This is a genomic window from Luteimonas fraxinea (genome assembly GCF_021233355.1).
GTDB lineage: Bacteria > Pseudomonadota > Gammaproteobacteria > Xanthomonadales > Xanthomonadaceae > Luteimonas > Luteimonas fraxinea.
In genome coordinates this window covers 2162920-2179955 of the sequence record NZ_CP089507.1, presented here as the reverse complement: position 1 = coordinate 2179955, position 17036 = coordinate 2162920, and the positions used below count along the sequence as shown (strand labels likewise).

The window sequence follows — 17036 nt, the reverse complement described above, 5'->3', positions numbered from 1 at the left end:
TCCTAAATCGGCTCGACTTCCCGGGGTGTGATCGTGGTCCGCCTTTCGCCGCGCGGACTCGGACGCGACTCGGTACGTGCCGGCTGCGGACGGCTCACGGGCGCGGCCTGCGGCGGACGCTGGAAGTCCGGACGCGGCTGGCCTTCCGGCCGGCCGGGACGCTGGCCACCGGGACGCGAGTCCGGACGCCCCTGCCCATCACCACGCGGCGGACGACCGCTCCAGCCACCACCGGGACGGCCCGGACGACCGGCATCTCCACTGTTCGGCGGACGACCACCAAAGCCGGGACGGTCCGGGCGATCGGGACGACCGATGCCGGGACGATCGGGACGGTCCGGCCTTCCATCGCCCCAGCCGGGACGGTCCGGGCGATTCGGACGACCATCGCCCCAGCCCGGCCGGTCGGGCCGATCCGGGCGTCCATGTCCGTACGGGGGACGATCCGGTCGATGGCCGCCCGGACGACCCGGATAGACCGGGCGCACGATTACCGGTGGCGGCCGGTAATAGCCGCCGCCGTAGCCATAGGGATAGCGGTTCCACGCGTCGTAGCGACCGTAGGGCGCGCCGTAACCGGCGCCGCCGTACCAGCCGTAACCGCGTCCGTAGCCGAGGCTGCCGTAGGGCGCGCCGTAGTGACGGTACGTGGTGCCGGGCGAGCCGTAGTAGTAATCGCCACTGCCGCCGCGGTAGCCGTAGGTCGCACAGCCGGCCAGCGTCATGCAGGCAACGAGCAGAAAAGCCTTGCGGATCATGTCGGTCCACCCCTGTCGATCAGGGGTCCAGAATCCGCCCGCGGCATTGAATCCGCCCTTAAGCGTTTCGACCACGTGCGGGTCGCTTCATCCCGCGTCCGGCCTGTGAATCCCGAGGGTCGCTCCGTTACGCTTGCGCCATGACGGACACGATTTCCCTGCCGACACCGGACGATGTGCTGGCCGCGGCCGCGCGCATCGCCGGCCGCGCGCATCTGACCCCGGTGCTGCGCGCCCGCACGCTGGACGACGCGGCCGGCTGCATGCTGCATTTCAAGGCCGAACATCTGCAGCGCGCGGGCGCGTTCAAGTTCCGCGGCGCCGCCAATGCGGTGTGGTCGCTGGATACCGACGCAGCCGCGCACGGCATGGTGACCCACTCCTCCGGCAATCACGGCGCGGCCCTGGCGCTGGCGTCCGCGTCGCGCGGCCTGGTCTGCCATGTGGTGGTGCCCAATGGCGCGGTGGCGGCAAAACTCGCGGCGATCGCCGGCTACGGCGCCGTGCTGCACCACTGCGCGCCGACGCTCGCCGCGCGCGAGGCGGCCTGCGAACGGCTGCGTGTGCAGACCGGCGCGACGCTGATCCATCCGTACGCACACCACGACGTCATCGCCGGCCAGGGCACGGCGGCGCTGGAACTGCTGCACGCGGCCGGGCCGCTGGACGTACTGGTGGTGCCGGTCGGCGGTGGCGGCCTGGCGTCCGGCACGGCGTTGGCGCTGCAGCACGCGTCGCCGGCCACGCATCTGGTGCTGGCCGAGCCGCGTGGCGCCGACGACACCCTGCGTTCGCTGCAGGCCGGCGCGCGCGTCGACGATCTGGTGCCGGACACCGTCTGCGACGGACTGCGCGGCCTGCTGGGCGCGCCGAACTTCGAGATCCTGCGCGCGCATCGCAGCAGCGACGGCACGCCGGTCGAGGTGATCGCGGTGGACGATGCCGACACCGTGGCGGCGATGCGCCGGATCGCGGTGCACACCAAGCAGCTGGTCGAACCGTCGTCGGCCATCGCGCTGGCGGCCGTGCTCGCCAACCGCTCGCGCTTCGCCGGGCTGCGCGTGGGCCTGGTGCTCAGCGGCGGCAACGTCGATCCCGATCGCCTGCCGTGGCTGTCATGACCGGCGCGCGCAGTCCATGAAGCGCAAACGCGGCCCCATGCGCCGCTTCTTCCGTTTCGTCTTCTGGCTGGTGCTGCTGCTGGCCATCTGGCTGCTGGGCGTGGCCGCGTGGATCGTGCACGTCGGCAATCGCGACGAGGCGGGTCCGGCCGATGCCATCGTCGTACTCGGCGCGGCGGCCTACGACGCGCAACCGTCGCCGGTGTTCGAAGCCCGCATCGATCACGGCCTCGATCTCTATCGCGCCGGCCATGCGAAGACGCTGATCTTCACCGGCGGCTATGGCGGTGCGAAAGCGCGGTTCTCCGAGTCGCAGGTCGCGCGGCGGTATGCGCTGCGCCGGGACATTCCCGAATCGGCGATCCTGATCGAATCGCGTTCGCGCACGACGCTGGAAAACCTCGTCGAGACCCGGCGCCTGCTGCAGGACCATCGCCTGCATCGCGTGATCATCGTCAGCGATCCGCTGCACATGGCGCGCGCGCTGCGTGCCAGCGAACGGCTGGGCATCGACGCGCTCGGTTCGCCGACGCCATCGACCCGCTTCCGCACCTTCCGCACCCAGCGCGAGTTCCTGCTGCGCGAGGTGTACTTCTTCCATCGCGACCTGTGGGACGCGGCCCAGGAGACGCTCCGACAATGACCGGAACCGCACAGACCACCACGCTGCAGCTGGTGGAGGCCTACTACGCCGCGTTCAATGCCAATGATCGCGACGCGATGCTGGCGCTGCTGACCGACGACGTCGCGCACGATCTCAACCAGGGCGCACGCGAAACCGGACGCGCGGCCTTCGTCGCCTTCATGCAGCGCATGGATGCGAGCTATCGCGAGCGGCTGGAAGACATCGTGGTCATGGCGTCGATGGACGGCGCACGCGCCGCTGCCGAGTACGTGGTGCACGGCGCGTACATCGCCGACGACGCCGGCCTGCCGGCCGCGAACGGCCAGCGCTACGTGCTGCCGGGTGGCGCGTTCTTCGACATCCGCGACGGGCGCATCGCGCGCGTCACGAATTACTACAACCTCGAAGACTGGATCGCGCAGGTCGGCTGATTGCACCAACGCGCGCTCACCAGCGCAGGATGAAATGCGCGAATCCGGGGATGTCGTTGGGCGTGTACTCGGCGCGGTATCCACGCGCGGCCAGCATCGCCACCGTCTCGTCGAAGCCCGCGTCGGTCATGCCGCGCACGTCGACGGTCCACTCGAAGGTCCGCGCGCCGTTGAACGGTCGGCTCTGCAATTGCTTGAGAAGATCGCGCACCACCTGACGTGGTGTGCGGACCCGCCCGGCCCGGGCAGGGGGATCTGTCGCGTCTTGCATGAGGCAGCCGCCTTTCGTGATCGTGCGCAGACGCGAATGCCCGCGGTCCGCGGACACGATCAATCGGACTGGACGTACTCCGAACAGTCGGGCTGGATCAGGCGTGAAATACACGCAGGCCTGTTGCGCGTGACACTTCGATCGAAGTGCACCGGATGGCCGACGTGTGAAGAGCGTTCAGTGTACGCGAGCGGTCTCGATCCAGGTATGACGATCAGGTGACGCATCACGCGATCGCCAAGCGCATCACACGCACGTCGAATCAACCGGCCGGTTGCCCATCCGCGACGAGCGTCAGCCCTTCGTTGAGCAACCAGCGCGTGGCCAGCACACGTTGCGGTTGCGGCTGGTCCTTGAGCACGTCGACCATCTGCCGGAACGACAGACAGCGCGCGCGACGACTCGCATCGTCCGTACCGGTCGAAGTCATGCCCAACATGAAACCGTCGTGCAGCAAGGTCGCAGTGATCGCCGCGGAACGCAGCACCTGCTGCGCGATCGCCGGATCGTAGGTCTGCAGTTGTCCCTGCAGACCGCTCATCGCGACATTGGTGAAGGCATTCGCGAAGCGGTTGCGGCTAGCCGGGCCGAGCGTGTCGACGGTGCGCTGGAACGCGGCGAGATCGCGGCGAGCATCAGGTTCGAACAGCGCGCACAGCGCACGCGCTTCCTTGGGCTCGCGCGAGGACTGCAGCACGGCTTGGAAGAGTTCGTCGACCGATTGCGTCGAGGCGCGTCGCAACACGTCGCCACCGGTCGACAGCACCGCGGCCGGGTCGAGACGCGACAGGTCGATTTCGTACTGCTGCGCGGACGCGATGCCCGGCGCGGCGAGGGCAAGACACAGCAGAGGTGCGAGGACGATCCGGCGCATCGATGACTTCCCGTGGGCCCGACGGGCCGATGGATCCGAGTCTAGGCAGAGCAAGCTGAATGTCCGAGGTGGAGGCGCATCCCGTCGTGACCGCAGAAGCGTCGCGCTCAGGCGCCCATGTAGCGCCCGGGACGGTGATTGAACAGCAGCACCAGATTGAGCACCAGGACGCCGAGCGCGGAGTACAGCACCTGCGCGGGCGGCACGATCATCAGCGCGACCAGCATCAGCACGGTGTCGAACCCCATCTGCAGTTTGCCGGCGCTCCAGCCGCGGCTGCGCTGCAGCCAGACCACGACGATGCCCACGCCGCCGAGACTCGCGCGATGGCGGATGAAGGACAGAATGCCCATGCCCACCAATGAACCGCCGAAGATCGCCGAGAACGCGGGGCTCATCGATTCGAACGGCGCCCAGCGCGGAATCGCGTCGGCGACGAAGCCGGTCACGCCGACCGCCAGAAAGGTCTTGAGGGTGAATTCCCAGCCCATGCGCCGCACCGCGATCCAGTAGAACGGCAGGTTGATCAGCACGAACAGCAGACCGAAGTTCCAGCCGCTGGCGTAGTGCACCAGCAGTGACACGCCGGCGATGCCGCCCACCAGCAGGCCGCCGGTGGCCAGGATCGACATGCCCAGCGCGCCGACCAGACTGGCAAGCACCAGGCCCTGCACATCTTCGACCAGCGTGTGCCGCTGCGCCGACGCCTCGGGCGCGGCCACGGCAACGGCCGCTTCGGCTTCGGCGGCATCGTGGGGATCGGGCTGGGACGGTTTAGCGTGGATGGCGGACACGGGCGCGAACGATGGATGTTGCGTTGCAGCATAACCGACTGCCGCAGAAGCGGTCGTCAGGCCGCTCTGGCGCCGTGCAGGCCGTGGCAGCGCCTCGTCTTGATCGCGCCAGATCGATGGCCCCCTGCTGAAGACACGCCCAGCGCGCCTTAAATGTAATATTATTACATGATAGAGTGCGGCCCCGTTCATCGAAGGGCCTGCCGTGACGCCTCCCACCGCCGTCGTCGACATCCATGCGCTCTCCGTTGCGTTCGCGGGCCGCCCGGTCCTCACCGACCTCGAACTCCAGGTCCGGCGCGGCGACATCTACGCCCTGCTGGGCGGCAACGGCGCCGGCAAGTCCACCACGCTGTCGGTGCTCCTCGGCTTTTTGAAGCCGACCTCGGGCACGGTACGCGTCGCCGGTGTGGACCCGGCGCAGGCCCCCGACGCGGCGCGCGCGCAGCTGGCCTATCTGCCGGAGAACGTAGCGCTCTACGAGCATCTCTCCGCTTTCGAGAACGCCGACTATCTGCTGTCGCTGGCAGGCCGGCGCGCAGGGGCCGGGGCGATCCGCGATGCCCTGCGCGCGGCCGGCCTGCAGGAAGCGGCTTGGACGCAGCGGCTGGCCGGATTCTCCAAGGGCATGCGCCAGAAGGTGGCGATCGCGATCGCGTCGATGCGTGAAGTGCCGCTGCTGCTGCTCGACGAGCCGACGTCGGGCCTCGATCCGGGCGCGAGCGCCGATTTCCACACGCTGCTCGAATCGGTCCGCGCACGCGGCACGACGGTACTGATGGTCACCCACGATCTGTTCGGCGCGGTCGAAGTGGCCGATCGCGTCGGCGTGCTCGACCACGGCCGCATCGTGCACGAGGCCGCGCGCGCGCAGTTTGATCTGCCGGCGCTGCACGCGCACTTCTCCGGACGGGCCCGCGCTGCATGAGTGTCGTGGTCGCGGTGATGCGCAACGAACTGCGCGCGATGGCGCGGACCCGGACCGCGGTCGCCGGCATCGTTCTGCTGGCGATGTTGGCCACCGTCGCCACCGTGGTGTCGCTGCACCACATGGCGGACGCCGCGGACTATCGCGAACGGCAACAGGCAGCCGCGCAGGCGGACTTCGATGCGCAACCCGACCGCCATCCGCATCGCGTGGTCCATTACGGCCACTTCGTCTATCGCCTGCCTTCGGCACTCGCGGCCTTCGACGCCGGCGTCGACCCGTTCACCGGCAGCAGCATGTTCCTGGAGGGACATCGCCAGAACACCGCGAACTTCGGCGACGTGATGCAGGGCTCGGTGCTGACGCGCTTCGGCCAGCTCACGCCCGCCTTCGTGCTGCAGATCCTCGCGCCGCTGGTGCTGATCTTTCTCGGCCACGGCGTGCTGGCACAGGAACGCGAGCGCGGCACATTGCGGCAGTTGATGCTGCAGGGCGCGCGCCTGCGCGACATCGTCGCCGGCAAGCTCGCCGCCCTTTCCGTGGCCGCGACGATCTTCATGCTGCCCGCCTTCGCAGGTCTGGCGATCATGGCCGCCAGACCCGGCGCTTCGGTCACCGTGGCCGTCGTGTTGATGCTGGCGTATGCCGCATATCTGGGCATCTGGTGCGTACTGATCATCGCGCTGTCGACGCTGGCCGGTCGGCGCCGCGATGCGTTGCTCGGACTGGTCGGCATCTGGGCGGTCATGGCGTTGCTGGTGCCGCGTCTGGCCACCGACGCGGCGTATGCCGCGTTCCCGCTGCCCGACCGCTTGCAGACCGATGTCGGCATCGCCGCCGATCTGCGCGCGATCGGCGACAGCCACGATCCCGACGATCCCTACTTCGCCGACTTCAGGCGCGGCGTGCTCGAGCGCTACGGCGTCGACCGCATCGAAGACCTGCCGGTGAATTATCGCGGCCTGGTCGCGGTCGAAGGCGAACGCCTGACCTCGGGGCTGTTCGATACCTACGCCGCGCGCAGCGCCGCGATCCAGGATCGCCAGAACACGCGCGTCGCACTGTTCGGCGCATTGAGTCCGGCCATCCCGTTGCGACAGCTGTCGATGGCCGCGGCTGCGACCGACCTGTCCGCGCATCTGCGCTTCCTCGCGCAGGCCGAAGCGCATCGCTACGCGATGGTGCAGCAGCTCAACCAGCTGCAGGCCGACGCCGTGGACTACGCCGACGACACGGCCCGCGATGCCGACGCCGACCGCCGCAAGCGGGTGGACAGCGCGCACTGGCAGGCCATTCCCGAATTCGCGTTCGTGCCCGAACCGGCCGGGCGCCTGCTGCAGACGATGCTGCCTGCGGCCGCGGTGCTGCTGGGCTGGCTGCTGGTCGCCGCCCTGCTGCTGGCGCTGGCGACGCGTCGACTGGGAGCCGCCCGATGACCCTCTGGCGCTACGAATGGACGTTGCTGCTGCGCGCACGTGTTGCCGTCGCCGGACTCGCGCTGCTGGCCGTGCTCACGTGCGCGAGCCTCGTCTCGGGCGTGCAGCGTATGGACAGCCAGCGCGCGGCGATCGAACGGATTCCGGCGCTGCAGCAGACCGATCTGGCGGCGGTGATCGACGGACACGGCGATTCCACCGATGCAGGCCATGCCGCGTACTACACCTTCCATCCCACCTGGAATGCGCCCGCGCCACTCGCGTTCGCGGCGGTGGGCATGCGCGATGTCGCGCCCTATATCCTGCGCGTCCGCGCGCTCGGTCTGGAAGCGCAGATCCACGACGGCGACACGTTCAATCCCGAACTCGCACTGGCAGGCCGCTTCGACTTCGCCTTCCTGCTGACGTTCCTGCTGCCGGTATTCGTGATCGTGCTGTTCCACGACCTGCGTTCGACCGAGGCCGAGTCCGGGCGCGAACGGATGCTGCGTGCGCTGCCGCATCCGCTGCCGCGGATCTACGCGCGCCGTGCGGTGGTCCGCGGCGTCGCGCTGCTTGCGTGTGTCGTGCCGCTGTTCGTGGGCTTCGCGCTGCACCAGGGCGTGTCAGCCGGACTGATCGCCGCGGTCGTCGGACTGACCATTGCCTACACCGTGTTCTGGATCGCACTGGCGTTGCTCGTCGCGCGGCGCAGCTGGTCGTCGTCGACGAACGCGGCGGCGCTGATCACGGTGTGGGCGACCATCGCGCTCGTCCTGCCTGCGCTGTCGCATGTGGCGATCGAACGCACGATCCGCGTCGACCAGGGCGCGGAAATCGCACGCGCGCAACGCGAAGCCGTGAACCACGCCTGGGACATTCCACGCGAGATCACGATGCAGCGTTTCTACGCGCACTATCCCGAGTGGCAGGACTCGCCGCCGCTCGGCGACGGCTTCCACTACAAGTGGTATCTCGCCTTCCACCAGAACGGCGACGACAGCGTGGCCGACCGGGCCGCGGCTTACCGGGACGGGATCGAGCGACGCTCGGATGCGGCCGCGCGTCTGGGTTGGGCGCTGCCGCCGGTTGGCATGCAAGCCGTGCTGACGCGATGGGCCGGTACCGACATGCGCGCCCACCTCGCCTACCAGGACCGTATCCGCGCGTATCACGGCCGCCTGCGCCACTTCTATTACGGCTATCTGTTCCGCGACGTGCCGTTCACCGCGGACGACTATCCGCGCGCGCCCGATTTCGCCCCGGATCACCGCTGACCCACGACGTCTTCCCGTTCCCTGACCGGCACGCCGCCGGCACCTGCACGAGTCCCCGCACGCCATGAACGTCCATCTGCTCGCCGCCGCCGTCGCCGCGGTCCTCACCGCGCCCGTCGCCCATGCCCAATCGCAGGGCGCCACCACCACGATGGGGCCGGTGCACGTGCACCAGGCGCGCGGCCAGCTGACCGCCCACGAGGTGCTGACATCGGTCGACGTGCTCGGCGCCGAGCAGATCGAAGACAAGACGGTGACGCAGAGTTGGGAACTGCTCGGGCAGATGCCCGGCATGCAGCTGACCGAAACGCGCCAGGGCGCGGAGTCCGGCAAGGTGAGCTTTCGCGCATTCAATGGCGAGGGCTATCTCAATGCCATCAAGACGCTGATCGACGGCATTCCGAGCAACGTCAACAGCGGCAACCAGCGCTTCATCGATATGCTGTTTCCGCTGGAGATCGACTACATCGAAGTCGTGCGCGGCACCAACGATCCGCGTTACGGCCTGCACAACATCGGCGGCAACATCAATTTCGGCACGCGCCAGGGCGGCGAGTACACCGATGCGCGCTTGACCTACGGCAGCTTCGACACGCGCGAAGCGCAGATCGCGGTGGGCCGCGAGAGCGGCGGCTTCGCGCAGAACTATTTCATCGGCGTGCAGGCCTCGGACGGCTATCGCGACCACGATGCGTCGGAAAAGTATTCGCTGGGCGGCAAGTGGTTCTACGGCAGCCTCGACGACGGCATGCGCATCGGCGTGACCGCGCGCGCCTATCGTCAGGAAGCCGAGGAACCCGGCTTCATGACCGCCGAGGAACTGGCCGCCGACCGGCGCAGTTCCGACCGCCGCAATGCCAACGATGGCGACGACCGCGAGATGCGCCAGATCGGCGTGCACATGGATCTGAAGCTTGCCGAGAATCTCGTGCTCGGCAGCAAGCTCTACTACAACCGCTACGAAGACGACCGCCGCGTCACCTTCAGCGATCTGCCCACCGGCAATGCGCCGCGGCAGCGCCGCATCTGGGACGAGAAGCAGACCGGCATGCTCGCCACGCTGACCTGGGTCGCCAGCGACACGCTCACCCTCGAAAGCGGCGCCAACTACGAGCAGCAACGCAACGGCTACACGCGACAGCGCTTCAACTACGCCGAGCCGACCGACTTCGACGCGCCACCCGCGCGCGTGCAGAACGACGACTTCCACAGCTTCGACAACACCGGCGCCTACGTGCAGGCGATCTGGCAGCCGGTCGACGCTCTTAAGATCGTGCCGGCCTATCGCGTCGACCGCTTCGATGGCGCGACCCAGCTGCCCGGTGGCGTGCGTGCGCCGCTGCAGGACTACGGCACCATCGGCCAGCCCAAGCTCAGCGTGGTCTATGCCCTGTCGCCGGACACCAATCTCTACGCGAACTGGGGCCGCACCTTCCAGGTGCTGACCGGCTCCACGCCGCCCGCGTACCTGACGCCGGGCCAGATGGCGATGCAGCCTTCGACCAACACCGGCATGGAAGCTGGTCTACGCTTTGCGCCGTTCGCCGGCAGCCAGGCGCGCATCGCGGTGTGGCAGCAGGACGCCGAAAACGAGGTCTCCAACATGCCCGCTACCGGCACGACCGTGGTGCTGGGCAAGACCCGCCGCCGCGGCGTGGATGCACAGATCGATGCGCAGCTGGGCGAGCGGTGGACGCTGCGCGCCTCACACGCGTATCAGGAAGCGAAGATCGAACGCGACGGCCGCGCCGCCGGTCTGTCGATCGAAGGCAACGAAGTCGCGGCAACCCCGCGCACGGTCAGCAACCTCGGCGTGGACTACCGCGCCACCGATGCGCTCGCGTTCGGACTGCAGGCACGCGCGCAGGGCGATTACTACCTCGAAGAGCGCAACGTGACGGAGAAGTTCGGCAAGTTCGCCGTGCTCGATCTGAGCGCGAAGTACCAGATCACTCCACGCCTGAGCGTCGACTTCCAGGTCAAGAATCTGACCGACCGCGCATACGCCTACGCCTGGTACGACAGCTTCTTCTGGGACACCGCGCAGCCGATGTTCTCGCCGGCGCCGGGCCGCAGCGCCTTCGTGTCTCTCAGCCTGCGGCTGTGACCTGCGGCGCTGGAACGTGGGTCGGCGCCGCCAGCATTAGTTCTGGAGCCACGCCATCTGCGACATGGCGGTAGGCGTCGGCGCACATCTCACCGAGACCACGCTTCGCGTGCCATTGCAGCGTGTCGCGCGCAGCCTGGGGGTCGGCGTAGAAGCAGGCAACATCGCCCGGTCGTCGCTCGACGATCGTGTACGGCAGCTCGCACCCGCTGGCCGCCGCATACGCGCCGACGAGATCGAGCACCGAGGTGCCGACGCCGGTGCCGATGTTGAAAACGCGATGCCCTGGCGCCGACAGCACGCAATCGAGCGCGGCGACGTGCGCCTCGGCCAGGTCCACGACGTGCACGTAGTCGCGCACGCAGGTGCCGTCGGGCGTCGGGTAATCGCCGCCGAACACGCGGAGACGCTTCAGCGTGCCGTTCGCGACACGGCCCAGATACGGGACGAGATTCTCGGGCTCACCCAATGGCGAATCACCGAGTTGCCCGCTGCCGTGCGCGCCAATCGGATTGAAGTAGCGCAGTGACACGACACTCGCGCGACCGTCGCTCGCACATACGTCGGCCAGCATCAGTTCCACCATCATCTTGCTGCGGCCATAGGCACTTTCGGGTCGCAGTGGATGGTCTTCGCGCAGCGGCAAGCTGTCGGGCTCGCCGTAGACCGTCGCCGACGAACTGAAGACGACGCGCGGATCGCCCTGGCGCGCGAGCGCCTGCACCAGCGCGATGGAACCGGCGACGTTGATCGCGTAGTAGCGCAGCGGATCACGCGACGACTCGCCCACGGACTTGACGCCCGCGAAGTGGATCGCCGCGGCGGGCCGGTAGCGCGCGACGATGGCATCGAGCCATCCTGGCGCGAGGATGTCGCCTTGCTCGAACAGCGGCCGCTCACCGGACACGGATTCGATCGCGTCGAGTACTGCAACATTGCTGTTGCTCAGATCATCGACCACGAGCACGCGGAAACCCGCCTGCTGCAGGCACACGCAGGTGTGCGAACCGATGTAGCCCGTGCCACCGGTGACCAGGATCAGTCGCGAAGCGTCCACAACCGGGCCGGGCGCGACTGCGCCCGGCCCGACGGCGTTCAAGTCGCTCTCGCTTCGCTGCGTGTCTCTTCCAGCCGTGCCGACTGCGCTGCGCGGCGACCGGCAAGAAACGCATGATCGGAGTTGTAGTACTCCCACTCGCTGTAGCGGCCGGCGAGGATCACATCGTGCGCGAGCAGCCAGGCGCGGATGGTCTCCACGTTCGCGGCGCGCGCATGGTCGTAGAGCACGTAGGCGTAGGGCATGTCGACGATGGACGCGGTGAGGATCGGATCGTCGGCGCCGATCATGCCGACCTCGATGCACTCGGCGATGCAGCGATCGATCAAGGCGTCGCCATCGACCGGCAGCGGCTTGGTCGGCGAGTAGGTGATCTCGCAGGTCAGGCCGAACCCGCCGGCCGGATTGTTGTGCGGACTCGCGTTGCCCTGCACGAAGATGCGATGGAAGATCGTGTGCTCGGGATAGTAGATCCAATGCTTGTCGGTCAGGTCTGCGCGGCCGACGCCGATGTTCACGCAGCGCACCGAGATGTGGCGCAAGCCGGCGGCCGCAACGCGCACACGTTCCGGCGCTTCGTCGCCGAGCAGCGTCACCAGCTGCGGCAACGGCAGCGTGCTGACCAGACGCTTCCAGCGCAGGCGATGCCCATCCGACAACGTGACCTGCCGCTTCGTCACCGAGACGCCGGTGATCGTCTTGCCGAGCATCAGCGTGCTTTCCAGATGCGGCAGGAAGCCGTCCATCAACGCCTGGAAACCGCCACGCAGTGGATAGCCGAAGCGCGCATTCGGGCCGACCGGCGCCATGACCGGTTCGAGTGCGCCTTCGATCATCTCGTCGAGATTCGGCATCGGCACGCGCCCGCCGAGCCACGACGTTTCCATCTCGCGCGGCGGCACGGTCCACAGCTTGGTGTTGTAAGGCACGGCGAAATGCTTGGCGACGCCGGCGCCCCAGACCTGGAAGATGAACTCCTCGAAGTTCGCCGGTGCGCGATGCGCCAGCGTCGCGACCTTGCCGCTGGTCGCATGGTCCTTCGGATCGGCGCCGTGCATCGACGCAGCGCTGTCGGGGACCGCGCCGTCGGCGCAGCAGTCCGTCAGTGCCGTGTCGCTGCTCTTCTGCGCGACGACAGGCGCCGCGACGCGCGTCGACCCATCGAGCGCGCCGAAGCGCGCTTCGATCGCGCCGACCAGACATTCCTTGAGCACTGCCGGCGGCAGGCCATGCAGCGCACCCTGGAACGGATAGCGCGTGTGCACGCCCTTGCTGAAAACCCAGGCCTCGCGGTTCTGCCAGTGCAGGTTGTCGCCCAGCAGCACTTCGTAGAGCGCCAGCACGTCCGGATCATTGGAGAACATGATGTGGCCGGCGTAATCGAACTTGAAGCCCTGGTCGTCGATCGAACGACACCAGCCGCCGACGGTCTCCTCGCGTTCCACGAGCACGCTGCCTTTGCCGTAGTGATACGCGGCCGACAGCCCTGTCGGACCTGCACCAAGGATCAGGCAATCCACCGGCGGTTCCGGCAATGCGACGACGCGCTGCCCGTCGAGATACGCACGTGCGCGCGGATTAAGGCCGGTCGTCGCGGCCGTGCGCATCAGCTGCGCCATCGCTTCGGCCGTGCTGTCCCAGGACGCCGCACCGGTCAATGCATCCTGCGCTTCGATCCGTGCCTGCATCGCGTCGCGCGTCTCAGCGAGCGCGCGCTCGCAGGCCTGGATGAAGCCGGCATGGTCGCGGGCGATGGTCACGCCCGAGGCATACAACCGCTCGACATCACGCACCGCCGTGCTCACCACCGGCTTGCGCGCGGCCATGTATTCCAGCGTCTTGGTCGGACTGATGAAAGCCGTCGCGTCGTTGAGGGCGAACGGCAGCAGACAGACGTCCCAAGCGGCCACCGCTGCCGGCAAATCGGCATAGGCGCGCTGGCCGTGGTAGTGCAGATTCTGCGCACGCGGCAACGTCGCCGGATCGATCTTGACCACCGGACCGACCAGATCGATCTGCCAGTCCGGATGTGCGCGTGCCAACGCGTCGATCAGCTGCAGATCCAGACGCTCGTCTATGACGCCGAAGAAGCCCACGCGCACCGGCGCGCCTGCTTCGCGCAGCGATACGTCGCGACGGCCCTGCGCGAAGTGCGCCACATCCACGCTGCTCGGGAAGCAGTGCGCGCCCGGATTGGTGACCGCCTTCGCATCCTGCAGCGCAGGCCCGCCAGTGAACACGAGGTCGGCGACTTCCAGCAGCGTGCGTTCGCGATGCATCAGACGCTCGGTTGCATTCTGGAATGCACTCAGCTGGTCCATACAGTCGTAGATCACCGACACCGGCTCGAGCTTCTGCACCAGCGGCAACGCCATCGGCGTGTAGAGCCACACGCCCATGTCGGCCTGCCCGTGCTCGGCCAGCCACGCCTGCAGCAGGTCGTCGAGCACCGAGAACTGCGCGTCGGCGAAACCGGGCTCGGCGATCTGCGTATGCGGACGCAACACGGTCACGCCGCTGCAGGGATGCGAGACCTCCAGCCACGCAGCACGGTCGGCATCGAAGACGGGCTCTTCGAAGAACACCACGTCCCAGCGCTGGGCCAGACGCGAGAGCAGGTGCTGCGGACGCTGGTAGACGAAATCCCAACGCAGGTGGGAGAACACGAGGAGCTGGCGCATGGGCTGGGTTCCACTGGAAGGAGGGAGCGAGCGTTGGAGCAGACGTCGGGCATTCGCATAGGCGCGCGCATAGGCACGCGCGAGCACCGGCGGTCGATGGGGGTTGTCGGGGTCGGCATCCCACAGACCGCTGCGGTGCCAATGCGTGCCGTCTTCCCAGTCGGGACGATCGACGACCGGATAGAGACAGACGCCTTCGATGTCGGCGCCGTCTTCGCGTGCGATGCGGATCTGCGTCGCGACTTCGCCCAGCCAGCGTGCGCGGCCGTGACCGAAGTGACTGGTCTCGCTGACCGTCATCGGCAGGCGGTAGCGTTCGTGCGCTTGGCGCAGCAGTCGCGACAGCGGCACACGACGTGGATGCGCGTCGTGCCAGTCCAGCAGCGTGTCCTGCCCGACCTGCCACTGGTTGCCGTGGTAGTAGTTGATGCCGAGCAGATCCACGCAGGCCGGCGATCCGCCGAGCGAGCGTTGCGCGCATCCGGTCAGCATGTCCAGCACTTCGAACTGCGAGGCGTGGGTACGCGTCGCCTCGTCGACCAGATCGGGTCGATCCGCTGGCGCCGCGACATGCACCAGCGGCTCCACCCACATCATGCGGGCGGTCGGGTCGACATCGAGAATCGCGGCGCGCCCGGCAAGCGCTGCGCGCACCAGTCGACGCTTGAACGCGGGCGCCTCGTCGGCGCGGTCGCCGGTGTGCGGATGGAACAGGCCGGTCGCGGTCACGCCCCAGCTGAGGAACGAGATTTCGTTGATCGGCGTGTAGATGCGCGGCGCAGACGATGGGTACTGCACCAGCACGTCGGCTACAGCGGCGCAGAAGCGCGCGAACCGGCGGATGAATCGTTCGTCGTCGGCCGCGAGCAGATCCACGTGTGCCGGCACGCCGTAATGCATCAGCGTCCAGCGGATGCTCAGCCCGTGTCGCGCGGCCGCCTGCGCACGTGCATGCACGCTGTCGAAATCGAAGCCGATCGCGTGTTCACTGATGCGCCAGCCGACGCTTTCGCGCACCGCATCGAATCCCATCCGGCGCAGACGCCGGTAGTCGAGATCGAGCCGCGCCAGATGACCGCTGTCGTGCGCCATCGACACCGCGACGCCGCGACCGTTGATGTGATCCGCGCCCTCGAAACCGCCTATCCAGCGCACGCGCGACCTCCTGGCCGGATGCCGTCGAACAGTGGACAAGGAGAGCGGTGCCGCTCAGGCCCGGAGTACGGGCGGAGTACGCATAACAACCAAGACTGTTGGATCGGTGCTGGCGCGAAGCTGCGCGCGGCGCCGTGCGGTGGGCGTGAGTTGGGCGATGTTTCCACACAACCCGCTGCGCCGGTGCTTGCGTGAACACTTCAGGCACCGTCGCGCGTCGGTTACGCCGGTATCGACGGCTGCCGCACCGACGACCGTCGAGTTGCAGACGCCGTTATTCGGCCAATTCGCGCATGACCCGGATGAGGTCGGACTTGCCCTCGAAACCGATGCCCGGCAGTTCCGGCATCACGATATGGCCGTCCTGCACGCGCACGCCGTCCGGAAAGCCGCCATACGGCTGGAACAGATCCGGATAGCTCTCGTTGCCGCCGAGCCCGAGTCCCGCTGCAATGTTGAGTGACATCTGGTGACCGCCATGCGGAATGCAGCGCGCGGGCGACCAGCCGAACTGTTCCAGGACATCCAGCGTGCGCAGATACTCGACCAGACCGTAGGACAGGGCGCAGTCGAACTGCAGGTAATCGCGGTCCGGACGCATGCCGCCGTAGCGCAGCAGATTGCGCGCGTCCTGGTGCGAGAACAGGTTTTCGCCGGTCGCCATGGCGCCGGGATAGAACTCCGACAGCGCGGCCTGCAACGCATAGTCGAGCGGATCGCCGCCTTCCTCGTACCAGAACAGCGGATAGTCGCGCAGCATCTTCGCGTAGGCGATGCCGGTCTCCAGATCGAAACGACCGTTGGCATCCACCGCCAGCTGCGCGTCACTGCCGATTTCCTGCAGCACCGACTCGATCCGCGCGCGGTCCTCGTCGATCGATGCGCCGCCGATCTTCATCTTGACCACGGTGTAGCCGCGGTCGAGATAGCTGCGCATTTCCTTGCGCAGCGCACTGTTGTCCTTGCCCGGATAGTAGTAACCGCCAGCGGCATACACGAACACGCGCGGGTTGGCCTCGACACCCTTCTGCTCGGCGAGCAGACGGAACAGCGGCTTGCCGGCGATCTTGGCGGTCGCGTCCCAGATCGCCATGTCCAGCGTGCCGACGGCGACCGAGCGCTCGCCGTGGCCGCCGGGCTTTTGGTTCGACATCATCGCCGCCCAGACCTTGCCGGGATCGAGGTTGTCGCCAGTGTCGGCGAGCAGCGAATCGGGCTCGGCATGCAGGATGCGATCGCGGAAACGTTCGCGGATCAGACCACCTTGGCCGTAACGTCCGTTGGAATTGAAGCCGTATCCGACCACGCGGCGACCGTCACGCACCTGGTCGGTGACCACCGCCACGAGGCTCGCGGTCATCCTGCTGAAATCGATGTACGCGTTGCGGATGGGCGAAGCGATCGGCTTGGTGATTTCGACGACGTCAGTGATGCGCATGATCTGTCCTGTTGAAATGCATGGGGTGGGCTCGAAGACCGGTTCTGTGGCGCGAGCGTCGGCGTGGTTCGCCGTTGGACCTGCGTAACAGTGCTGCGCTTGAT

General features: G+C 67.7%; 14 protein-coding genes. 7 read left to right on the top strand and 7 right to left on the bottom strand.

What is annotated here, in order from left to right; genetic code table 11:
* Nucleotides 1-2 precede the first annotated feature (2 nt).
* Nucleotides 3-758, bottom strand: coding sequence for a hypothetical protein (locus LU699_RS18325; protein WP_269781261.1), 756 nt, complete (start codon nucleotides 756-758; stop codon nucleotides 3-5).
* 140 nt (nucleotides 759-898) lie between these two features.
* On the opposite strand from LU699_RS18325, the gene LU699_RS09710 reads away from it, so the two are divergent.
* Genes LU699_RS09710 through LU699_RS09700 form a run of 3 tightly spaced genes read left to right on the top strand, consistent with a single transcriptional unit; the run spans nucleotide 899 to nucleotide 2935 of the window.
* Nucleotides 899-1879 (top strand): pyridoxal-phosphate dependent enzyme, encoded by a 981-nt coding sequence (locus tag LU699_RS09710; protein ID WP_232136799.1) that lies wholly within the window; start codon nucleotides 899-901, stop codon nucleotides 1877-1879.
* Nucleotides 1880-1895: 16 nt separating this feature from the next.
* Nucleotides 1896-2522 (top strand): YdcF family protein, encoded by a 627-nt coding sequence (locus LU699_RS09705; RefSeq protein ID WP_232136798.1) that lies wholly within the window; start codon nucleotides 1896-1898, stop codon nucleotides 2520-2522.
* Nucleotides 2519-2935, top strand: coding sequence for a ketosteroid isomerase-related protein (locus tag LU699_RS09700; RefSeq protein ID WP_232136797.1), 417 nt, complete (start codon nucleotides 2519-2521; stop codon nucleotides 2933-2935). The genes LU699_RS09705 and LU699_RS09700 overlap by 4 nt, the downstream gene beginning before the upstream one ends.
* 16 nt (nucleotides 2936-2951) lie before the next feature.
* Here the strand turns inward: LU699_RS09700 and LU699_RS09695 are convergent, their stop codons facing one another.
* The 3 genes from LU699_RS09695 to LU699_RS09685 all read right to left on the bottom strand — a co-directional run bounded on the left by LU699_RS09695 (nucleotide 2952) and on the right by LU699_RS09685 (nucleotide 4874).
* Nucleotides 2952-3263: a hypothetical protein gene (locus LU699_RS09695; protein ID WP_232136796.1), complete on the bottom strand. Its 312-nt coding sequence runs from the start codon at nucleotides 3261-3263 to the stop codon at nucleotides 2952-2954.
* 205 nt (nucleotides 3264-3468) lie between these two features.
* Nucleotides 3469-4080: a hypothetical protein gene (locus LU699_RS09690; protein ID WP_232136795.1), complete on the bottom strand. Its 612-nt coding sequence runs from the start codon at nucleotides 4078-4080 to the stop codon at nucleotides 3469-3471.
* A gap of 107 nt (nucleotides 4081-4187) precedes the next feature.
* Nucleotides 4188-4874, bottom strand: a complete 687-nt coding sequence (locus LU699_RS09685) for a YitT family protein (protein ID WP_425491159.1) — start codon at nucleotides 4872-4874, stop codon at nucleotides 4188-4190.
* A gap of 205 nt (nucleotides 4875-5079) precedes the next feature.
* Here LU699_RS09685 and LU699_RS09680 point away from each other — a divergent pair, with 205 nt between their 5' ends.
* The 4 genes from LU699_RS09680 (at nucleotide 5080) to LU699_RS09665 (ending at nucleotide 10601) form a co-directional block, all read left to right on the top strand.
* Nucleotides 5080-5802, top strand: coding sequence for an ABC transporter ATP-binding protein (locus LU699_RS09680; protein WP_232136793.1), 723 nt, complete (start codon nucleotides 5080-5082; stop codon nucleotides 5800-5802).
* Nucleotides 5799-7238: a DUF3526 domain-containing protein gene (locus LU699_RS09675; RefSeq protein WP_232136791.1), complete on the top strand. Its 1440-nt coding sequence runs from the start codon at nucleotides 5799-5801 to the stop codon at nucleotides 7236-7238. Before LU699_RS09680 ends, LU699_RS09675 begins: the two co-directional genes overlap by 4 nt.
* Nucleotides 7235-8494, top strand: coding sequence for an ABC transporter permease (locus tag LU699_RS09670; RefSeq protein WP_232136789.1), 1260 nt, complete (start codon nucleotides 7235-7237; stop codon nucleotides 8492-8494). The genes LU699_RS09675 and LU699_RS09670 overlap by 4 nt, the downstream gene beginning before the upstream one ends.
* Before the next feature lie 64 nt (nucleotides 8495-8558).
* On the top strand, nucleotides 8559-10601 hold the full coding sequence (locus tag LU699_RS09665) for a TonB-dependent receptor (RefSeq protein WP_232136787.1): 2043 nt from the start codon (nucleotides 8559-8561) through the stop codon (nucleotides 10599-10601).
* Here the strand turns inward: LU699_RS09665 and galE are convergent.
* The 3 genes from galE to LU699_RS09650 all read right to left on the bottom strand — a co-directional run bounded on the left by galE (nucleotide 10585) and on the right by LU699_RS09650 (nucleotide 16932).
* Complete coding sequence (gene galE / locus LU699_RS09660; RefSeq protein WP_232136785.1) at nucleotides 10585-11700, bottom strand: UDP-glucose 4-epimerase GalE; 1116 nt, start codon at nucleotides 11698-11700, stop codon at nucleotides 10585-10587. The two genes, LU699_RS09665 and galE, sit on opposite strands and share 17 nt — an antisense overlap.
* Nucleotides 11697-15494: an NAD(P)-binding protein gene (locus LU699_RS09655; RefSeq protein ID WP_232136784.1), complete on the bottom strand. Its 3798-nt coding sequence runs from the start codon at nucleotides 15492-15494 to the stop codon at nucleotides 11697-11699. The genes galE and LU699_RS09655 overlap by 4 nt, the downstream gene beginning before the upstream one ends.
* A gap of 274 nt (nucleotides 15495-15768) precedes the next feature.
* On the bottom strand, nucleotides 15769-16932 hold the full coding sequence (locus LU699_RS09650; RefSeq protein ID WP_232136783.1) for a mandelate racemase/muconate lactonizing enzyme family protein: 1164 nt from the start codon (nucleotides 16930-16932) through the stop codon (nucleotides 15769-15771).
* Between the last annotated feature and the right edge of the window lie 104 nt (nucleotides 16933-17036).